Origin of the sequence: Ensifer adhaerens (genome assembly GCF_020035535.1) — a bacterium.
Classification (GTDB): Bacteria; Pseudomonadota; Alphaproteobacteria; order Rhizobiales; family Rhizobiaceae; genus Ensifer.
Genome location: NZ_CP083349.1, coordinates 746724 through 764279, shown reverse-complemented (window position 1 = coordinate 764279; position 17556 = coordinate 746724). Strand labels below are relative to the sequence as shown.

Here is a 17556-nt window from a genome sequence, read left to right as displayed (position 1 = left end):
CAATCCCTTTTCAATCCACGCTTTCCTGCCCCACTTCCAGCGGCCAGGTGACGAGATAGTCTTCATAGTCCTCGATATCGATGCCGTCCTCGGCAACGGTGCGGCCACGCACGGAGATGCCGGCAGCATGGACAGCGTCCGGGTCGCCTGAGACCAGCGGGTGCCACCAATAAAGATCGCGCCCCTCCGCCACGAGGCGGTAGCCGCAGGTTGGCGGCAGCCAGGTGATTTCGCGCACGGCTTTGGGCGTAAGCTGGATGCAGTCGGGCACTGTCGCCTGTCGGTTTTCATAGTCCTTGCAACGACAGCTCTCGCCATCAAGCAAAGTGCAGCGGATCGAGGTCCAGGCAATCTCGCCGGTATCCCAGTCCTCCAGCTTGTTCAGGCAACAGAGTCCGCAGCCGTCGCACAGGCTTTCCCACTCTGTATTGGTCATGTCCTCAAGGCTTTTCGCCTTCCAGAAAGGCATTTCGCCCATCGTCATCACACTTTCGTCAAATAGCCCGCGATACAGAAATTTCGCAGAAAATTGCCGGTTTTTTAAGGCCGGCAGCGCGATATGCAAGTAGATTGGAATTTGACGCCGTGCAAATATTGCGCGGCGCCGGCATGATGCCACAAAGCCTTCAGGACGTTGAGACGTGCGGGAACCGAGGAAAGACGATAATCGGCCGAAGAAACGGCACATCTTTCTCAGGATCGACTCCTGGATCGATTCGACGGTCTGGAATACCGGGTTCAAGCTCGCGCAGTGGTGGGAAGATACCACCATATTCTTTCGCCGTTTCCGCGTCACTGGCTGGAAAAAGGTGGTCTTCGAGGTCCTCGGCGAAGGCATGACCTGGGGCACCGTCGGCTCGGTGCTGATGCTGGCGTTGGCGCTTCCCGCCTTTGAGGAAACCAAGGGCAACTGGCGCGCCCAGAGCGACTTCGCCGTCACCTTCCTCGACCGCTACGGCAATGAAATCGGCCACCGCGGCATCATCCACGAAGATTCCGTGCCGATCGACGAGCTGCCCGATCACTTGATCAAGGCGGTGTTGGCGACGGAAGACCGCCGCTTCTTCGACCATTGGGGTATCGACTTCCTGGGTCTAGCCCGCGCTATGACCGAAAACGCCCGCGCCGGCGGCGTCGTCCAGGGCGGCTCGACGCTGACCCAGCAGCTCGCCAAGAACCTTTTCCTTTCGAACGAGCGAACGATCGAACGCAAGATCAAGGAGGCCTTCCTTGCCATTTGGCTGGAGAGCAACCTGTCGAAGAAGGAAATCCTCAGGCTTTATCTCGACCGCGCCTATATGGGCGGCGGCACATTTGGCGCAGCTGCGGCAGCGCAATTCTATTTCGGCAAATCGATCACCGATGTGAGCCTGGCGGAGTCGGCGATGCTTGCCGGCCTCTTCAAGGCGCCGGCGCGTTATGCACCGCATGTCAACCTTCCGGCGGCGCGCGGTCGTGCCAACGAGGTTCTGACCAATCTCGTCCAGGGCGGCCTGATGACCGAGGGCCAGGTAATCGCCGCGCGCCTCAATCCCGCCAGCGTTATCGACCGCGCCCAGGTAAAGGCGCCCGATTTCTTCCTCGACTGGGCTTTCGATGAGGTCCAGCGCATTGCCCGTCCCTTCGCGCAGCATTCGCTGATCGTGCGCACCACGATCGACATGGGCCTGCAGAACGCCGCAGAGGACTCGGTGGAATCGAGCCTGCGCCAATACGGCGAGAGCTTCCGCGTGAAGCAGGGCGCGCTTGTCATGCTCGAGAATGGCGGCGCCGTGCGCGCCATGGTCGGCGGTCGCGACTATGGCGAGAGCCAGTTCAACCGCGCGACCCGTGCGCTGCGGCAACCGGGCTCCTCCTTCAAGGTTTATACCTACGCTGCCGCGATGGAGAAGGGCATGACGCCGGAAACGGTCGTCGTCGACGCGCCGATCACCTGGCGCGGCTGGTCGCCGCAGAACTACGGCCGAAGCTATGCCGGGCGCATCACCATCCTGACCGCCATCGCCAAGTCGATCAACACCATCCCCGTGCGCCTCGCCAAGGACAAGCTCGGCACCGACCTGATCGCTCAGACCGCCAAGGCGATGGGCGTCGAGACCCCTATCCGTACCGACAAGACCATGCCGCTCGGCACATCGGAGGTCACCGTGCTCGATCAGGCGACGGCTTACGCGGTGTTCCCGGCCGGCGGCGTGCAGTCACGCCGTCACGGCATTAGCCAGATTCTCAACTATGACGGCGACATCCTCTACGACTTCGGGCGTGACGAACCGCCGGCGCGGCGCGTGCTTTCGGAAAACGCAAATACGTCGATGAATTCGATGCTGACGCAGATCCCGATCATCGGCACCGCGCGCAAGGCCGCTCTCGACAATGGCATCCTCGTCGGCGGTAAGACCGGGACGACGCAGGCCTATCGCGACGCCTGGTTCATCGGCTTCACCGGCGACTATACGACCGCCGTCTGGTTCGGCAACGACGACTACACGTCCACCAACAACATGACCGGCGGCTCGCTGCCGGCGATGACTTTCAAGCGGCTGATGGACTATGCGGAGCAAGGCATCGAGCACCGCGCCATCCCCGGAGTTACCGCCCCGACGGCGCCAGTGAAGCAGCCGCAGGTCGCAGCGGCGAAGCCAGATGAAAACGCCCTGCCGCCCCTTATCCGTCCGCGCTCGTTGTCGGCCGAGGTCACCCGCCTGCTGCGCACGATCGGCGAGACCTTCGAAAAGGCGCCCACGCTGAAAGCGCCGGAAAAAGCCGGCGGCAAGCTCGCTGCCCTCGGCGCTGCCGAAGAAAAACGCTCCGGACAGACGGATCCCGATGCCGCCAGCAACTGAAGCCCCCCGGCAGCCATCTCATCGTGCGGCCGCGCGTGATCCGTCGGTCGCCGTTGCGCCGGGCGCCAATTTCGGCGAGATATGGGGGCAACCCCATGTTGCCCCGTCGCTGACCGATTTCCGATAGAGCCGCCCTTGTTCCGAATTCCCTTCCTCGTCGCCCTCGCTCTTGCCATCGCCTTCGGCGGCGGCATTGCCTCGGCCGTGTGGGCGCTGAAGGCGACCGTCGGCTTCGGCTCGATCGCAATCGGCCCATGGGTTGCCTTTCCGGAAGCGCAGACGATCAATGCCGACCCCTATGCCAAGGCGCACCGGGCGCGCGCTGGAGAACTCCTCTACGGCGGCGCCGAAGGATTGATGTTCAGCGCTCAGATCGACGACAAGGGCCAGAAGCTGCAGGCGACCTGCTCGTATGACGTGACGGGGCTGACGCCGCAGGCTCGTTTCTGGACGCTCTATGCGGCGAACGCCGACGGCCTGCCGCTGCGTCCCGGCACCGACCTGCCCTCGGCGCTTAATTCCTGGACCGTGCTGCGCAGCGAAAACAGCAACTTCACCATCCATGTGTCGCCGAATGCCCAACCGGACAATTGGCTGGCCATACGCCATGCGGGCAACTTCCGCTTGGTCCTGACGCTGCTCGACACACCGACGGCCGGTTCCTCGGGCCTGATCGACCTCGCCATGCCTGTCATCACCAAGACCGGGTGCGGCGATGCGTAAGGTTCTCTTCGCCACGGTCCTCGGCCTTGTCGGCGCCGCCCTGCTGCACATCATCATCATTCTGTCGTTGCCGCAGTTCACTGGCCGCGACGCCTATACCCGTGTCCTCGGGCTGCTCGAAATGGACAGTTTCTTCGCGCTGACGAGCACGCCGGGGCCGACCGGGCTTGCCAATGACGACCCCTATCTCCGGACGGCCGTTTGCAGCTTCTCGATCTCCGACGGGCCGGCGCGCTTCCTCGCCAGCGGCAGCGTGCCGTTCTGGTCTCTCGCGGTCTTCGACAGCAATTCGAACGAAGTTTTCAGCATGAACGACCACACGGCGGTCAACGGAAAGCTCGATCTTGTGGTCGCGACGCCGATCCAGCTGGTGGAACTGCGCAAGTCGCCGCCGGAGGCCCTGGCGCAATCGATCATGGTGGAGATGAAGGAACAGGACGGCTATGCGGTCTTGAGGGCGATGGCGCCGGTAGACAGCTTCGAGGAGCAGGTCCGCAACTTCCTTGCCGAATCAAGCTGCGAGCCATTTCGTCGCTAGAGCCCTCGGGCGTGAAGGCGGCTGACCATGCAGTCACGCGCTCGACAGGGAGCCGACGCAAAACAACGTTCAATGCAGGAATTTTGGTGGAGGGACCCTGATGCTTGGGGTCAAGGAGGCGCGCCCGGTTATAGCCGGCCGCCGACGCAGGAAATCGGACGCTACTGCTTCTTGATCCGGCGTCCATCCGGTGCCGTCGGCTGCGGATCGCGGTCGAGGCGTTCGTAACGGATGCCGGTGAACAGAAGCACTTTGGCTCTGCCCGAAATGGCCGGAGGCCTACGCGGCGGTACGCGGACCTTTCGGTCCTGGATTCTGATCACGTCTGCCATGCTCGTCTCCACAAAGTCTTGAGACGGATGAACTACCGTACAGATTTCACCCTGCCCTCTCGGGCCAGCGCATTTTTCCAGGCCTTGCCCGGACAGGCGCGCTTTTCTCGTTTGCTCCTTCTTCCGGTCGCCCGGATGTTGCTCTTCTGGTTCACACGACGCAGCCCGATGATAACGGGTCTACCCCGATTGAGCCATAGGCTGGTTAACAGAATGCTAATACACCGCTGCAACACCAACCAAACCTCATTATCCCGCCAGACGAGACCCTGAGATGTATCCGAGGTAACAACCCGGAGCGCTTTTTTAAGCCGTCGCGTCCACTAGCGTCGCGATATCAGACCGAACAGGAACGACACCCCGGCAACCGTCACCAGCGTCGACAGCGGTTCTTCGCGCACGCGTTCGCGAACGCGTTCCACCATCAATTCGGCCTCGCCTTGCACGACTGCCTTCGTACCGCTGCCAATGGCAGAGACCGCTTCGGTGAGCCGGGCGATTTCCGCCCGCAGTTCGGCGATTTGTACGTCAACCTCAGCACGCGCCTGCACCTGCGAAACGCTTTCGCTGACTTTCTGCACGGCCTCCAGTTTCTTTTCCACCATTACAACGCTCCCTTGTCTGCGCCGTCTCAACGCTCCGGACAGCGTTTGGTTCCGCCTGAAACCGCAGAAAGCCTGAGCGCCAAAAGCAAACGGGCGGCCAGAGCCGCCCGTTTTCCAGTCCACAGGAAGAGCGCCGCTCCAGGCGCTCCAGTTCAGTTTTCGCAATTCGGATCGTCGAACTGGCACCGAACGAACGGCGCAGGGCGGGCGCCTTCGTAAATGACCCCATCGTCCTGGCGAACGCGCACGCCATCGCTGCGACGTTCCCACTCACGGCGTTCTTCGCGTACCGTCCGCTCGCTGTTCCATTCACCCTCGCGGCGGCGCCATTCCTCGTCACGCTGGCCGGTTTCCCAGTCTCGCCGCTCGCGGCGCCGATCACCTTCCCAGTCACGGCGGTCGCGCTCGCGCTGGCGTTCCCAGTCGCGACGATTCCGGCCGTCGTCGACCCAATCCGGTCCCCGGCGCCAGCGGTCGCGTTCGCGATAGAAGTCACGACCGCGGTAGTTGCGGTCCCAATAGTTGTCGAACTGGAAGACGACCGTTGGAATTCCGAGCGGCCGATAGTAGCGGGGCTCGACATAAACGCGATTGCGACGATAGTCGGCCTGAACATAGCGCCCGGCAACCCAGCCGCGACCACCATAGAACGAGACGTCGCACCACGGCAGGTCCGCAAGGCATCCGTGGATCTCCACCGATTCGCCGACCGGGATCATCGATACCGCCGGATAGCGGGTGCTCGGACCGGAGCGCATGTTGACATTGGCAGTGGCAAAGCCTTCTGCAGCCTCGGCGATCGCCGGGGCCGCGAGGAGCGCGCAGACCGCCGCCGCGCGCAGGATAAATTTCTTCACAGTTCCATATCTCCCATGGAGAGGCCCCTCTTCACTTGGCCTCCAAGCGTCGGCGGGCGTCCGGAGCCCTTGACCGTCGCCGCGATAACTCGTCAGCGCATGTGGATTTTTTATGGCTGATGCCGCGGATGTCCCCGAGAAATGCGGGGCTGGCGAGGCGACTGGGCGACCCTCTCGGGCGCCACGCCCGTGCCGTAAGCCTGAATAAAGCTCCAACATCCATAGTTAACAGTGCGCTAACGCTTTTCTTCTAATTTTTGCGACGTGTGCCTTTCCGGATCACCGGAAACGGCGATCATGTTTTGCGTGCAGGGAATTACCGTGACGGATCGCTTTCGTGAGTTGGAAAGGCCACAGACCGGCCGCTTGAAGGACGTGGTCCTGATGGCGACGGTCACTGGTTTCGAAAGCCTGCGCATCCCCCGCAAGTCCGACATGAAGCAGTTTGCCGAACTGTTCGAGCCCCTCTTCCTCGGTTCCAGTAACGAAGCGCGCCGCCAGGCGGCGGCAGCCCTTTCCCAATGCCTGCAAATCCCGGAACCGGTCGCAACTTTGATCGGCAGCATGCCGATTTCGATTGCCGCGATTTTCCTGACGCGCTCGAAAGCGATTGCAGACCGCACCCTCATCTCGGTCATCCGCGAGCGCGGCCCGGAACATGCCGCAGCGATCGCGCGGCGTCCGAATCTCTCTCCGCTCGTCGTCGATGCCCTGGTCGAGCACCACAATCCGCCCGGGCTCGCAGCACGCAGCAACGCCGCGAAGCAGGCGGCGGCGGACCAACCAAACCTGGAGCCCGAAGCCGCGTCCTTGCGGGCTGCCCGCGAAGAAGCGCTTCGGCACGAGATCAAGACGCTGGCGCGGACGGGGTCGCCCGCTACTGCGCCCGCAGCTTCGTCTGAGGCGATCAACGACGTTCATGCAGCGCTGCTTGTGCGCTTTGCCCGTAGCGGCGAGATCATCCTGTTCTCACGTGTCCTCGGTCAGGCGCTCGGCACCAAGGATGCGCAGGTCGAGCGCATCCTGCTCGATATTTCCGGACAGCGGCTTGCGACGAGCCTCGTCGCGCTGGATGTCGGGCCGACCGATGCCGGTTTCGTGCTTCAGGCGCTCTATCCGCACCTTCGCGAACCCTTCGGCGAGACGAGCCACGCGGAAGCCTTGATCGGCGCCATGAGCCGCTCTGACTGCCGCGAGCAACTCGATGCCTGGTTCGAGGCGGAGGCAGAGGACGCAGCTCCGGCTGTAAGGCACGAAGCCTATTTCGCCGAAAATTCCGCCAATGATGCGCGCCAGGTTAGCCCTCGCAGGGTCGCGGCGGCCGTCAGCAATGTGCAGCCACAACGGCTTTTCGGCCGCCGGCGCGGCTAGGCGTCGTAATCTCTCATCATCGACCTCATCTTGATGCCAGGCATGCTCCCCCATCGAGAGCATACCCGGACAATCGCTGATGTGCGGATGGGTCTGCGGCCGCGCGTCTAGAAGAGTTGCTTCATCGCGTCGATGATCCAGCTCCACTCGCAGCCTGTCGGGGCCTGCGGTCCCTGCCCCTGCAATACGGCCATCAGTTCCTGGTACCGAGCGGAACGGGCGTGGTGTTTGCGATACTGCTCGAGTTGCCAGTCCAGGAATTCCTTGTCCGGAGCCCGCTTCATCGCCTTTGCCGAATCTGCCAACCAGGCGACGGCAATCTCCCTGCCGACGGCTGATTCCGGGCCCAAGCCGTTTTCGATAGCAGCCCGCACCCGTACGAAGGTCGCGTCGGCCGCCTGGGCATAGGCGGTGGGGTCGAATTCCTCGGTCCAAAGCGTGGACATATGGGATCGCATCTCGGCCGCATAGGTCTTGTCGGACAACATGCCCATCAGTTCCACCCATGCATCGATCTGCTCCGGTGTCGGATCATCTGGCAGATCCGGCGTACCTGCATCCATCATTTTCTTCTTCCACTCTGCGTCCACCGGCGCGCCGCCGGCAACGTCGTCGTAGAAACGTTCCAGCGCGGCGCGGAATTCCGTCTTTTCGATCGGATTTCGGTTTCGAGCGTACGAAGCCTCAACGCCAGAACGTCGGCAAACGAGGTTCTGCTGGTCAGGATCTTCCGGATTTCTGAAACGCTGACACCCGCTTCACGCAGAGCAAGCACGAGGTCCAGCCGGGAGAGATCCGCTCCGGAATACATGCGGTAACCGCTCTCGCTCCGCGTGGACGGCGGTAACAGCCCCTTGTCCGAATAAAACCGAAGCCGCCTGACCGGGATGCCGCTCAGCTTCGAGAGTTCGCCTATCGAAAAGATTTGATCGTCCATGCGTGCGTCCTACGGCCTCCACCAAGTGGAGAGTCAAGCAGGTTCGCGCGATCGGCAAGACGGTGTCAGGACCGGCTTGTCCCGTCCTCAGGAACCACCTCGAACAGGTCGCCATGGTCGTCCAGTTCGATCTCCACGATCCAGCAGTCCGGATCGAACCGGACCTCGCTTGCAAGCGCCGCATCGACCCCCTCAGCCTCGCTGTCCCGAAGCCTCGCCTCGAACTTGCGGCCGAGTTCGACTTCGTCATCGAAGAAATTCTGTGGCGCCGGGGCAAAGAGCGTCTCGGTGCCGAGCCGTGTCCGCTGGCGGATGAAGATTGCACCGGCGTCCTCCGCACCCTTGCGCAGCACGGCCGCGTAGCCGCCGAGCGAAAACGCACGGCGCAGGAGGGACGAGACGAAGATGTGAGACTTCAAGCGCATGAAAGGCTGATACACGCGCCAGCCGGCGCAGGCAAATCGGCGGTACGTTCAAAACCCGCCGGCAATCAGAGCGCGCCGATTTCCTTGAGCTTCTTCAGGACCTGGGCGTTGGGCTCCCCGGTCTGCGGCAGGCGGTAATGTTTCTCGAAATGGCGGATTGCCGCTCGCGTCTGCTCTCCGGCGACACCATCGACCGCTACATCCGCATAGGCGAGATTGCTGAGCCCCTTCTGGATGTTCAGCACCAGGTCGCTCGAAACCGGTATCTCCGCACGCGGAATGAAATTGCTTTCCTTCTCGGACGAGCGAATGGCCGCCGCGACCGGATCTATCTCCACGCCGTTGCCCTTTGCCTCTGCAAGGGGCCTTCCCGCCGGCATGACCTGCGCAACCTTGTCGCTTGGCGCCGCCCTTAGCGCCTGCAGCAGCTCGGTGCTGGCCGAGCCGGTCTCGGCGCGACCGGCCTGCGCTTCAAAACGCAGGATCGCCGCCGTGGTCCGTGGGCCGCTACGCCCGTCCGGTGCGCCGTCATAAAGGCCGACCCGGTTCAGTTCCTTCTGGATATCGGCGACGAGCTTCGATTGCGCGCTGTCGGGCACACTTGCCACGCGCTCAGGTGATGGCTTATCCGCCGGCAGATCCGCGGAGGCCCCAGCAATCACGTCCTCGACATTGTCCGCCTTGGCCTCTCCCTCGCGCTCGATGACGAAGGTGGTCACGTTGCGCTGCTCGATCTCTTCGCCCTTGGCGATGGCGATCCGCTGCGCCGTTTCGGCGCTGACGAGCGGCACGCGGGTGCGCATGAGCGGCGACGGGTGCACGCCGTGCTGGTACCACATGGCGTTGGCGGCAACGAAGGAGAACACGACAACGAAGGCCGCGGTGCCGCCAGAGACCAGCGGATGGCGCGCCATCAGGCGGCCGGCAAGTCCAACACCCTGTCCGGCAAGTGCCAGCCCGCGCACGGCCAGGCCGGGCGCACGCTGCGCGGCCTTTTTCCGTTCAGGCTGTTTTCGCTTGCGCGGAGCCATATCCCCGTTCCTCGTTCAAACCAACGTCCTCGGACCGCCCTCCTTCGGCGGCCGGCCTCGTTTCTCCGTCGCGCAGGCGCGGCGGGAATTCCACCGTCACCGGCGAGCGCTGCTCGTCTTGCTGGGCAAGGGCAATGCCAGAGCCGTCGCGCGGTATCGTCACGACGATGACAGTCCCCTCGCCCTCGCGGCTGCGAATCGTGAGATCGCCACCATGAAGCGCAACGAGGCCCTTGACCAGCGAAAGGCCGAGACCCGTGCCTTCGTAGCGGCGTGTATAGTCGTTCTGGATCTGGACAAAAGGTTGGCCGAGCAGTTCCAGCTTGTCGGCCGCGATACCGATACCAGTGTCGCTGACCGAAACCTTCAGCGTCTCACCGTCCACCTCGGCGTCGATCGTCACGACACCGCCATGATCGGTGAACTTCACGGCATTGCCGACCAGGTTGATGAGAACCTGCTGGAATGCGCGCTGATCGGCATTGATTTCGCCGATGCCGCGGGTGACGCGGCTCACGAGCTTGACGCCCTTTTCCGCCGCCTGGTGCGACAGCATCGCCTCGCAGGCGGCAACCGCCTCGGCGACGCGGAAAGGCTCAGGCATGAGCTCGTAGCGTCCCGCCTCGATCTTGCTCATGTCGAGCATGGTGTTGACGACGGAGAGTAGATGTTCGCCCGATTTGTGGATGAGGCCCACATATTCGCGCTGGCGATCGTTCTCGAGCTTGCCGAAATACTCGCCGGCCAGCACGTCGGAAAAGCCGAGGATGGCGTTGAGCGGCGTGCGCAACTCGTGGCTGACGGCGGCGAGAAAACGGGTCTTGGCGTCGTTCGCAGACTCGGCTTCGGCCGTCCGGGCCGCCGCCTCCGCGCGCAAGCCTGCCTCCTGGGAGACATCGCGCGACTGCGCAAGGATCGCCGTCAGGTTGCCGTCGCGATCGCGCAACGGCGCCAATTCGCAAGCCATATAGACGAATTGCTCGCCTTCGATCGGCAGGGTCCGCCGTTCGATACGGATATCGACCGTCGCCCGATCACCGCCCTGGCGAAGGATGTCGATCGCACTCAGGAAAGTGATGCGGTCGGAGACGTGAATCTGTTCGATGAAACCGCGGCCCGCCGGATCGCGCATCAGCGTCAGGTGCTCGGCTGCATCTCGCCCGTGCACGGAAAGAACATTGCCGCGCAGGTCATGCACGGTCACGAGACCGGCAAAAAGATCATAGGCCGCCGAAAGGTCCGGGAGAACCGGATCGGTCGGGGCTGGCGCACCGGCTTCCGGCACCCGGCCACGAGCGATCGCGACGGCTGCTGCCAAGAGCGAGGCGGAAGCCCAAAGCGCCGTGCCAAGCGGCAGGGCCGAGGAAACCGGCATGGCGAGCGACAGGGCGAGCGGCGCCACGGGCAGCGTCGTCAGCGAGACGGCCGCGACAGCCCGCAGACGTTTCGTATCGCGACGTCCAGCGAGTGAGGAGGCTTCATGACGGGGCAGCCACAGGGCCGCGATCTCGTCCACGCGGGACGCCCATCTGCCAGCCATGTTACGCAATACGCTCACGCTTTACCCTGCTACATTTGTTGTTCTTGCGAGGCTGGCGCGACCGATTTCCGCGACTTGCGGACCGCGATTCAGACCGCCTCGTGACATGTCGGAATCTCGCATCCCCGGCTTAATGAAAGAATAAACGCGGCCGTGCCGGAACGGTGCGAAACCGCCGAAAAATCCCGTTTTGGAGCAAAACCAGCGACCTTCATTTCTTGTGGTTAACGGGGCGTAAGCAACGGATTTCTGTGCATTTTCTGCACACCGTTAACGATTGTGGCGCCTCCTTCGACACGCCATCGCCGATGCTTCCGGGCTTCCGGCTTGAGGCTCTGCCACGAACCTTAACGGCGAAAGCTAAAATGCGACACAAATGCGCGGCAAAGCACGCGACGGCGGCATTTCATTAAAATTTGAAGCAAATGCGGCTCGATTTTGAAAAGCCGTCTTGTGATTCCCATCCTAATGTCGGTGTCAACGAAGGGCCGGACGCTGCATCGAAAGCAGCAGGTTCCCCGAGGAAACGACGGCAGCGTGAACGTGTATCAGGGGATACGACGGCGCTGCGGGATGCCGAAGGCACAAAAGCCGGCTAAAAGACTGGCGAGCTCAGGCAGCTGAACGAAGGATGGGCAGAACATGTGGTTTCTCATCAAGGCGACATTCTGGTTTTCGCTGGTGCTGGTGCTGCTGCCATTCCTCGATCCGTCGAGCTCTCAGAAGCTGGAGCATGGTCCCAAGGTAGAGCTCGGCGACACCTTCTCCGCCGCCAATGAGGCTTTCCAATACATCAGCGCCATCTGCATCCAGAAGCCCGAGGTTTGCGAGAAGGGCGCGGAAACCTTTGTCGCCCTCGGTCACCGGGCTCGCGAAGGCGCTCGGATCGCCTATGAATTCCTGGATGCCCAGTTTGCCGAAACCGATGCGGCTCAACCCGATGCCAAGGTGATGACCGGTACGGTCACACCGATGATGACCGGCACGGCCAAGCCGGCAGCCGATGTGGCTGCTGCGGCCGAGGGCAGCACGATCGACGCAGAGCCTGTGTTCAAACGCACGCCCGTTCCGGAAAAGCGCCTCGACCCCAAGGCCGCGTTCATCCAGTAACCCACACGTTCCCGGTCGCGCCTAGTGGGCCGCCCCACCCCATTCGCAACTTAACTGCCTGACTTGCCGCGCCCTGTCGTGGCCGCCGCGAGGATCCCATCCCCTCGCGGCGTTTTCTTTTTTGGGCGCAACCGCTGATCTGTTCACAGCCAGCCACGCACAAGCCGTGGCTGCTTAGGTCCGCCACACGACAAGCGGAGGCACCCCAATGCAGATCTACGGGCTTTTTTCGAATGCGGGCGTGACACGACCGGCGAAACCCGGCACCACGACCGCCGTCGAAGGCAAGAGCCCGGCCTCCGCTGCCTTGCTTCTTGGCTCTGACGAAGACACTGCCGATCGCGCGGCTGCGGCCAAGAAGAAGATCGATGACATCAAGGAACAGCTTCGGATGCTCCGGTTCTTTGCATCCGATCCGGAAACGCTCGCAAGGCTTGCCAAGCAACTCGCTCAGCAACTCGGCACGGCTGCCCAGCAATTGGCCGGCGCAGATGGTGCCGGAGCGGCAAATGGTGCTGCCGCCGCTGCGGCCGCTACGGCCTTGGCGGATGCGGGCAGTGCGCCAATGCAAGACGCGATGGCCGGAGACGATACCCCCACTTCCCCCGAGCCGACGAGCTTTGCCGAGCGCGCCTATCGCGAATTCAGCGACGACGACCGTGGACCCGGTACCACGGCGAAGGTGGCCGCCGAACTCAAGTCGGCTGCCGAACAGATAAAACGGCTCCTGCGAAAGGCAGAGCAGGAACTGCGCAGCGAGGGGGCTGCCCGTGACGCTGACGATGCCCGCGCGGCCGGCCATGCCTTGTCGGCAGCTGTCGGCAAGCTCGGCGGGTTCGACGCCAGCGCCGGCAATGCGCTCGCCTTCCCGACAAGCGTTTCGATCTGACCGCACCGGCGAAAGGCTACCGACGCCCAAGGCAATCGCGAATGACGGTTCTCAACCGGCTCGCCATCCCCTATATGAGGGCTGAACGCCTGCATGCCTGATGGCAATGGGCATGAACAGGGACGAAGCTCGTTCACGGTAAGGACCGGCGGGCGTATAATTTCCCGATAACTGGACCCGGACCATGACGACGCTTGACCAGATCATCGACGATTTTGCCTTCCTCGACGAGTGGGAGGATCGTTATCGCTATGTGATCGAACTCGGCAAGGCTCTGCCGGAAATGCCGGAGGCCAAGCGCACCCAGGAAAACAAGGTCCAGGGTTGCGCCAGCCAAGTCTGGCTCGTCACCCAGACGGCAGGCAATCCGGAGGATCCAGTCCTGACCTTCGAAGGTGAATCGGATGCGCACATTGTGCGCGGCCTGGTCGCGATCGTGCTCGCCATCTATTCCGACAAGCATGCCTCGGAGATCGCCAAGATCGACGCTATCGATACCTTCGGCAAGATCGGCCTGATCGAGCACCTGTCGACGCAGCGCGCCAACGGCCTGCGCTCGATGATCCGCCGCATCAAGAACGAAGCGGAGCTTCGGCTGGCCGCTTGAGCCATTGCCAGCGCCGCCGCAGCGACAGCGCTGCTGACGGCAAAAACACAAGAGCCGGACGCTCAGGCCCGGCCCTTTGTGATCAAACCAGATACCGTCAGGCAAATCGCAGCAACAGCCGCTTCACCGGACGGTTGAAGTCTTACTTGCCGCGACGCTTGCGACGCTGGCCGAGGCCCATTTCCTTGGCAAGACGCGAGCGTGCTTCCGCATAAGCGGGCGCGACCATCGGGTAGTCGGTCGGCAGGTCCCACTTTTCGCGATATTCTTCCGGCGACAGATTGTGGTGGGTCATCAGGTGGCGCTTAAGCGACTTGAAGGTACCGCCACACTCAAGGCAGGTGATCTGGTCATCCTGAACGGACTTGCGGACGGAGACAGCCGGCTTCGGCTTTTCAACCGGGATGACGACCGGCGCCGGCGCCGCGGTGTTGTTGAGCGCCGAGTGCACATCTGCGATCAGCGTGGGAAGCTCGGCGACGGGAACCACATGATTGCTGACGTATGCGGCAACAATTTCCGCCGTCAGTTCAACCAGAAGTTCATGGCTCGCGCCAAGCGCTGTTTCAGTCATTTCTTTCTCCTATCGGACTTCAGCACAACCCGAGACGGCGTCTCGGGGGAGGAACGCTTGCAAGAGCCGCCAGGAAGCCTTCGCTGCCTTGGGATGGACCATCAAACGCGGCAAGGACAAACGCCGTCCGCGATATCAAGAGTAGGAATTCTGATTACGAAACCTGCTGCCGAGTCACCGGGACGACCGAACTCTCAAAGCAACAACCAACATTCACAACTCAAGCTGGAATTTCAGATCAAAGTATTTTCCACGACGACACTTTACATTTACTCGATTAACATCGATGCGTGAAATGTCCAAACATAAATTTGCCGATACTTAGCAAGTTTATCTCCAAATTGCTAAAATGGCCACACTGCATCGCAAAGTTCTGAAATACAGATTCAGAAATGTCATCGATCAGCGGCGATGTGGCTCTTCCTTTTGTGAAAGCTGATCTACGACTGACAGTTTCGTAAGTTTGTAGCCGGCCTGATGTGCCGCCTTTGCCAAGAGATGAGCCGAAATTGGGGCAGTCAGAACAAAGAAAAAGAAGCCCGCGAGCGCGCGAATCAATATTGCCGGATCCAAAGAATGCACGCCCGCGGCCAGCAGCAACAGGCCCGAACCTATAGTTCCGGCCTTCGAAGCCGCATGCATGCGTGTGTAGAGGTCGGGAAAACGAACGATACCGATCGCCGCAAGCAGCGAAAAGATTGCGCCGACGATCAACAGAGCTGCAACCAGCACAGCAATGACGACATCCAGGACAGGGTTCACCGGCGCCCTCCCTTGCGCTTGCGGCGCATCGCATCGGACCGCGGCGCGGGCCCGCGCTTTGCCTCCGCCAGGCCGCGCTCGGCGTTTGCTGTCTCCGGCGAAAGACCACGAGCCAGAATGAAGCGGGCAAAGGCGACCGTCGCAAGGAAACCGACGAGGCCGAGGGCGATGGCAATATCGATGTAGAGGTTGAAGCCGGTGCGGATCGCGACGACGGCAATCAGACCGATGGCGATCGCCACCAGCATGTCGAGACCGAGCACGCGATCCGGCAAGGTCGGACCGCGAATGATGCGCCAGACAGTAATCAGTAGTGCAACAGACAGCGCGATAAGTGCAAAGCCCGTAGCGAGGGCTTCGATCTGGTCTGGCAGGCTCATTCGAAAGCCTCCTTTATCCGCCGTTCAAAGCCATTGGCGATGTCGCGCCTGAGGCTGCCCGGATCGGCGCAATCGAGCGCATGGACGTAGAGCGTGCGGCGGTCGTCGGAAACGTCGACCGACAAGGTCCCAGGCGTCAACGTGATGAGATTGGCGAGCAACGCGATTTCGAAATCGCTCTTGACCGTCAGGGGATAGGCAAAGATGCCGGGCTTCAGCTTCATCTTCGGCTGGATGACCATGAGCGCGACCTTGGTGGCCGAAATAGCCAGCTCCTTGAAGAACAAGGCCGTCAGCAAGAAAAGCTTGAGCGGGCGCACCGGATAGGCGACGGGCTGGAGCTCGCGCCGGATCAGCCATAGAGACAGCGCTCCGACGGCAAAACCGAGGATCAGATTGGCCGGCGAGAAGCTGGCGCTGATCGCCCCCCAAATCGCCGTGAATACCAGGTTGATGGTCAGGAACTTGGTCACGGGCCACCTCCCGGGAAAACCGAGTTCAGGTATGCCGAGGGCTCGGCAAGCCCGGACGCAGCACTTTGAATGGTCGCAAGAAGCGGCTCCGGGTAGAGACCAATCGCCAGGGCCAGCACGGTCAATGCGGCGAGCGGCAGGAGCGCGGCGGGCGAGATCCTCCCAGATGCCGTTGCGCCGTCCCCGGCCGCCGCATTGCGCCCATAGGCCAGCAGGAAGAAACGTCCTGTAACGACGGTCGTCAGGAAGCCGGTAAGAAGCAGGGCTGCCGCCAGCCACCAGGCGCCGATATCGAGTGCCGCTTTAACCAGCATCACCTTCGGCCAGAAGCCGGAGAATGGCGGCAGGCCGGAAACGGCAAAGGCAAGCATGAGCGTCAGCGCCGCAAAACCGGCGTGGCGGCGATAAAGGCCTGCAAGCGACGAAAGCGAGAAGCTGCCGCCGAGCCTGGCCGCGACGCCCGACGCGAAGTAGAGCGCCGTCATCACGAGCATCGAGTGCAGCGCGTAGAAGATCGCGCCGCCGATGCCGCCCGGTCCACCGACGGCGATGCCGGCAAGGATCGAACCGATGCCCGAGATCACGAGATAACCGAGCATGCGGCGGAAATCCGACTGTGCCAGCGCTCCGAATACGCCAACGAGCATGGTCAAAGCGCCGGCAAGGGCAATAACGAAGCTCAGTTCCTCGCGCTGGAGCGGCAAGAGCATGACGGTCACGCGGATCAGGGCATAGATGCCGACTTTGGTGAGCAGGCCGGCGAAGAGCGCCGACACCACCACGCGCGGCGTGTGATAGGAGGCCGGCAGCCAGAAATTGACCGGGAAGGCCGCCGCCTTCATGCCGAAGGCAAGTACGAACAGCGCCGTCAATGTCATCAAAGGCGCCGTGCCGCGGAGGCCCTCCGCCTTGCGCGCGATATCGGCCATGTTGAGCGTGCCGAAGCTCGCGTAGAGATAGCCGGTGGTGATCAGGAACAGCGTGGTCGCGACCAGATTGAGGAAGCCGTATTTCACCGCGCCGTCGATCTGCTCGCGCTCGGAGCCGAGCACGATCAGGCCGAAGGACGAGATCAGCAGTACCTCGAACCAGACATAGAGATTGAAGATGTCACCCGTCAGGAAGGCGCCGGAGACACCCGCCATCAGCAACATCAGGAACGGGTAGAAGCCGTAGCGCCGGCCGCTGTCATTGATGTCGGCGAGCGAATAGACCCCGCCGGCAAGCGCCACCACCGAGGCGGTGAGCGCAAAGAGAGCGCCCGTCAGATCGACCGTAAACGCGATGCCGAACGGAGGCAGCCAGCGTCCCATCACCATTGTTACCGGACCGCTCGCGATCACGTGCCGCAGCAGGAGAACGTCGACGACAACGAGCCCGGCGAGGCCAAGGACGGCGATGTAAGGGTGCCAGTCGATCTTCCGACGCAGCATCACGAGCAGCGCTCCGATTGCAAGACACCAGGCAACCGGCAGGATCGCCAGCCAATCGGCAGAGGCGACGGGCTCGAGAACGAGTGCTGCGGAAAGATCTGCGGGGGAAGCGGTAGAAGCGGCCAT

Annotated in this window: 21 protein-coding genes; 7 read left to right on the top strand and 14 right to left on the bottom strand. The window is 62.3% G+C overall.

The genetic code is table 11. The features are described 5' to 3' along the window. Window positions 1-10 precede the first annotated feature (10 nt). Window positions 11-478 carry a YcgN family cysteine cluster protein gene (locus LAC81_RS03735; protein WP_223727758.1) on the bottom strand — a complete coding sequence of 156 codons (468 nt, stop codon included), beginning with the start codon at window positions 476-478 and terminating at the stop codon, window positions 11-13. 163 nt (window positions 479-641) lie between these two features. Here LAC81_RS03735 and LAC81_RS03730 point away from each other — a divergent pair, with 163 nt between their 5' ends. The 3 genes from LAC81_RS03730 (at window position 642) to LAC81_RS03720 (ending at window position 4104) form a co-directional block, all read left to right on the top strand. Continuing rightward, window positions 642-2843, top strand: coding sequence for a transglycosylase domain-containing protein (locus LAC81_RS03730; RefSeq protein WP_223726776.1), 2202 nt, complete (start codon window positions 642-644; stop codon window positions 2841-2843). Window positions 2844-2978: 135 nt separating this feature from the next. Further along, entirely contained in the window at window positions 2979-3566 is a 588-nt protein-coding gene (locus LAC81_RS03725) for a DUF1214 domain-containing protein (protein WP_223726775.1), read from the top strand. Continuing rightward, window positions 3559-4104, top strand: a complete 546-nt coding sequence (locus tag LAC81_RS03720) for a DUF1254 domain-containing protein (protein WP_223726774.1) — start codon at window positions 3559-3561, stop codon at window positions 4102-4104. Before LAC81_RS03725 ends, LAC81_RS03720 begins: the two co-directional genes overlap by 8 nt. 161 nt (window positions 4105-4265) lie before the next feature. Here the strand turns inward: LAC81_RS03720 and LAC81_RS03715 are convergent, their stop codons facing one another. The 3 genes from LAC81_RS03715 to LAC81_RS03705 all read right to left on the bottom strand — a co-directional run bounded on the left by LAC81_RS03715 (window position 4266) and on the right by LAC81_RS03705 (window position 5898). Continuing rightward, complete coding sequence (locus LAC81_RS03715; RefSeq protein WP_223726773.1) at window positions 4266-4436, bottom strand: hypothetical protein; 171 nt, start codon at window positions 4434-4436, stop codon at window positions 4266-4268. 323 nt (window positions 4437-4759) lie between these two features. Further along, entirely contained in the window at window positions 4760-5041 is a 282-nt protein-coding gene (locus LAC81_RS03710; RefSeq protein WP_223726772.1) for a hypothetical protein, read from the bottom strand. Between the two features lie 152 nt (window positions 5042-5193). Then, window positions 5194-5898 (bottom strand): SH3 domain-containing protein, encoded by a 705-nt coding sequence (locus tag LAC81_RS03705; protein ID WP_223726771.1) that lies wholly within the window; start codon window positions 5896-5898, stop codon window positions 5194-5196. Between the two features lie 297 nt (window positions 5899-6195). On the opposite strand from LAC81_RS03705, the gene LAC81_RS03700 reads away from it, so the two are divergent. Then, window positions 6196-7269, top strand: coding sequence for a DUF2336 domain-containing protein (locus tag LAC81_RS03700; RefSeq protein ID WP_223726770.1), 1074 nt, complete (start codon window positions 6196-6198; stop codon window positions 7267-7269). A gap of 107 nt (window positions 7270-7376) precedes the next feature. On the opposite strand, the gene LAC81_RS03695 is transcribed toward LAC81_RS03700, so the two are convergent. The 5 genes from LAC81_RS03695 to LAC81_RS03675 form a co-directional block, all read right to left on the bottom strand. After that, the gene (locus LAC81_RS03695) at window positions 7377-7835 is read right to left on the bottom strand and encodes a hypothetical protein (protein WP_223726769.1); all 459 of its coding nucleotides are present in this window, start codon (window positions 7833-7835) and stop codon (window positions 7377-7379) included. Beyond that, entirely contained in the window at window positions 7832-8206 is a 375-nt protein-coding gene (locus tag LAC81_RS03690) for a MerR family transcriptional regulator (protein ID WP_223726768.1), read from the bottom strand. The genes LAC81_RS03695 and LAC81_RS03690 overlap by 4 nt, the downstream gene beginning before the upstream one ends. 65 nt (window positions 8207-8271) lie before the next feature. Further along, window positions 8272-8631: a DUF1491 family protein gene (locus tag LAC81_RS03685; RefSeq protein ID WP_223726767.1), complete on the bottom strand. Its 360-nt coding sequence runs from the start codon at window positions 8629-8631 to the stop codon at window positions 8272-8274. A gap of 65 nt (window positions 8632-8696) precedes the next feature. Next, the gene (locus LAC81_RS03680) at window positions 8697-9662 is read right to left on the bottom strand and encodes a peptidoglycan-binding protein (RefSeq protein WP_223726766.1); all 966 of its coding nucleotides are present in this window, start codon (window positions 9660-9662) and stop codon (window positions 8697-8699) included. Further along, a complete protein-coding gene (locus tag LAC81_RS03675; protein ID WP_223727757.1) occupies window positions 9634-11202 on the bottom strand; it encodes a sensor histidine kinase in 1569 nt (522 codons plus the stop codon). Before LAC81_RS03675 ends, LAC81_RS03680 begins: the two co-directional genes overlap by 29 nt. A gap of 642 nt (window positions 11203-11844) precedes the next feature. Here LAC81_RS03675 and LAC81_RS03670 point away from each other — a divergent pair. The 3 genes from LAC81_RS03670 (at window position 11845) to LAC81_RS03660 (ending at window position 13808) form a co-directional block, all read left to right on the top strand. Further along, window positions 11845-12312 carry a DUF5330 domain-containing protein gene (locus tag LAC81_RS03670; RefSeq protein WP_223726765.1) on the top strand — a complete coding sequence of 156 codons (468 nt, stop codon included), beginning with the start codon at window positions 11845-11847 and terminating at the stop codon, window positions 12310-12312. 208 nt (window positions 12313-12520) lie between these two features. Continuing rightward, window positions 12521-13201, top strand: a complete 681-nt coding sequence (locus tag LAC81_RS03665; RefSeq protein ID WP_223726764.1) for a hypothetical protein — start codon at window positions 12521-12523, stop codon at window positions 13199-13201. Between the two features lie 184 nt (window positions 13202-13385). Beyond that, window positions 13386-13808 carry a SufE family protein gene (locus tag LAC81_RS03660; protein WP_113537856.1) on the top strand — a complete coding sequence of 141 codons (423 nt, stop codon included), beginning with the start codon at window positions 13386-13388 and terminating at the stop codon, window positions 13806-13808. A gap of 142 nt (window positions 13809-13950) precedes the next feature. Here LAC81_RS03660 and mucR read toward each other — a convergent pair whose 3' ends face one another. The 5 genes from mucR to LAC81_RS03635 form a co-directional block, all read right to left on the bottom strand. After that, window positions 13951-14382, bottom strand: a complete 432-nt coding sequence (gene mucR / locus LAC81_RS03655; RefSeq protein ID WP_043620098.1) for an exopolysaccharide biosynthesis transcriptional regulator MucR — start codon at window positions 14380-14382, stop codon at window positions 13951-13953. A 402-nt stretch (window positions 14383-14784) separates the two neighbouring features. Beyond that, window positions 14785-15144 carry a monovalent cation/H(+) antiporter subunit G gene (gene mnhG, locus LAC81_RS03650; RefSeq protein WP_223726763.1) on the bottom strand — a complete coding sequence of 120 codons (360 nt, stop codon included), beginning with the start codon at window positions 15142-15144 and terminating at the stop codon, window positions 14785-14787. After that, complete coding sequence (locus LAC81_RS03645; RefSeq protein WP_223726762.1) at window positions 15141-15524, bottom strand: cation:proton antiporter; 384 nt, start codon at window positions 15522-15524, stop codon at window positions 15141-15143. The genes mnhG and LAC81_RS03645 overlap by 4 nt, the downstream gene beginning before the upstream one ends. Continuing rightward, entirely contained in the window at window positions 15521-15997 is a 477-nt protein-coding gene (locus LAC81_RS03640; protein WP_223726761.1) for a Na+/H+ antiporter subunit E, read from the bottom strand. Before LAC81_RS03640 ends, LAC81_RS03645 begins: the two co-directional genes overlap by 4 nt. Next, window positions 15994-17556 carry a Na+/H+ antiporter subunit D gene (locus LAC81_RS03635; RefSeq protein WP_223726760.1) on the bottom strand — a complete coding sequence of 521 codons (1563 nt, stop codon included), beginning with the start codon at window positions 17554-17556 and terminating at the stop codon, window positions 15994-15996. The genes LAC81_RS03640 and LAC81_RS03635 overlap by 4 nt, the downstream gene beginning before the upstream one ends.

What these genes read in the sequence shown, in the direction of transcription:
- LAC81_RS03735 (WP_223727758.1), bottom strand. Translation starts at nt 478, where the DNA reads ATGGGCGAAATGCCTTTCTGGAAGGCGAAAAGCCTTGAGGACATGACC.
- LAC81_RS03720 (WP_223726774.1), top strand. Translation starts at nt 3,559, where the DNA reads ATGCGTAAGGTTCTCTTCGCCACGGTCCTCGGCCTTGTCGGCGCCGCC.
- LAC81_RS03715 (WP_223726773.1), bottom strand. Translation starts at nt 4,436, where the DNA reads ATGGCAGACGTGATCAGAATCCAGGACCGAAAGGTCCGCGTACCGCCG.
- LAC81_RS03710 (WP_223726772.1), bottom strand. Translation starts at nt 5,041, where the DNA reads ATGGTGGAAAAGAAACTGGAGGCCGTGCAGAAAGTCAGCGAAAGCGTT.
- LAC81_RS03700 (WP_223726770.1), top strand. Translation starts at nt 6,196, where the DNA reads ATGTTTTGCGTGCAGGGAATTACCGTGACGGATCGCTTTCGTGAGTTG.
- LAC81_RS03695 (WP_223726769.1), bottom strand. Translation starts at nt 7,835, where the DNA reads ATGATGGATGCAGGTACGCCGGATCTGCCAGATGATCCGACACCGGAG.
- LAC81_RS03690 (WP_223726768.1), bottom strand. Translation starts at nt 8,206, where the DNA reads ATGGACGATCAAATCTTTTCGATAGGCGAACTCTCGAAGCTGAGCGGC.
- LAC81_RS03685 (WP_223726767.1), bottom strand. Translation starts at nt 8,631, where the DNA reads ATGCGCTTGAAGTCTCACATCTTCGTCTCGTCCCTCCTGCGCCGTGCG.
- LAC81_RS03680 (WP_223726766.1), bottom strand. Translation starts at nt 9,662, where the DNA reads ATGGCTCCGCGCAAGCGAAAACAGCCTGAACGGAAAAAGGCCGCGCAG.
- LAC81_RS03675 (WP_223727757.1), bottom strand. Translation starts at nt 11,202, where the DNA reads ATGGCTGGCAGATGGGCGTCCCGCGTGGACGAGATCGCGGCCCTGTGG.
- LAC81_RS03670 (WP_223726765.1), top strand. Translation starts at nt 11,845, where the DNA reads ATGTGGTTTCTCATCAAGGCGACATTCTGGTTTTCGCTGGTGCTGGTG.
- LAC81_RS03665 (WP_223726764.1), top strand. Translation starts at nt 12,521, where the DNA reads ATGCAGATCTACGGGCTTTTTTCGAATGCGGGCGTGACACGACCGGCG.
- LAC81_RS03660 (WP_113537856.1), top strand. Translation starts at nt 13,386, where the DNA reads ATGACGACGCTTGACCAGATCATCGACGATTTTGCCTTCCTCGACGAG.
- mucR (WP_043620098.1), bottom strand. Translation starts at nt 14,382, where the DNA reads ATGACTGAAACAGCGCTTGGCGCGAGCCATGAACTTCTGGTTGAACTG.
- LAC81_RS03645 (WP_223726762.1), bottom strand. Translation starts at nt 15,524, where the DNA reads ATGAGCCTGCCAGACCAGATCGAAGCCCTCGCTACGGGCTTTGCACTT.
- LAC81_RS03635 (WP_223726760.1), bottom strand. Translation starts at nt 17,556, where the DNA reads ATGGCCGCTTCTACCGCTTCCCCCGCAGATCTTTCCGCAGCACTCGTT.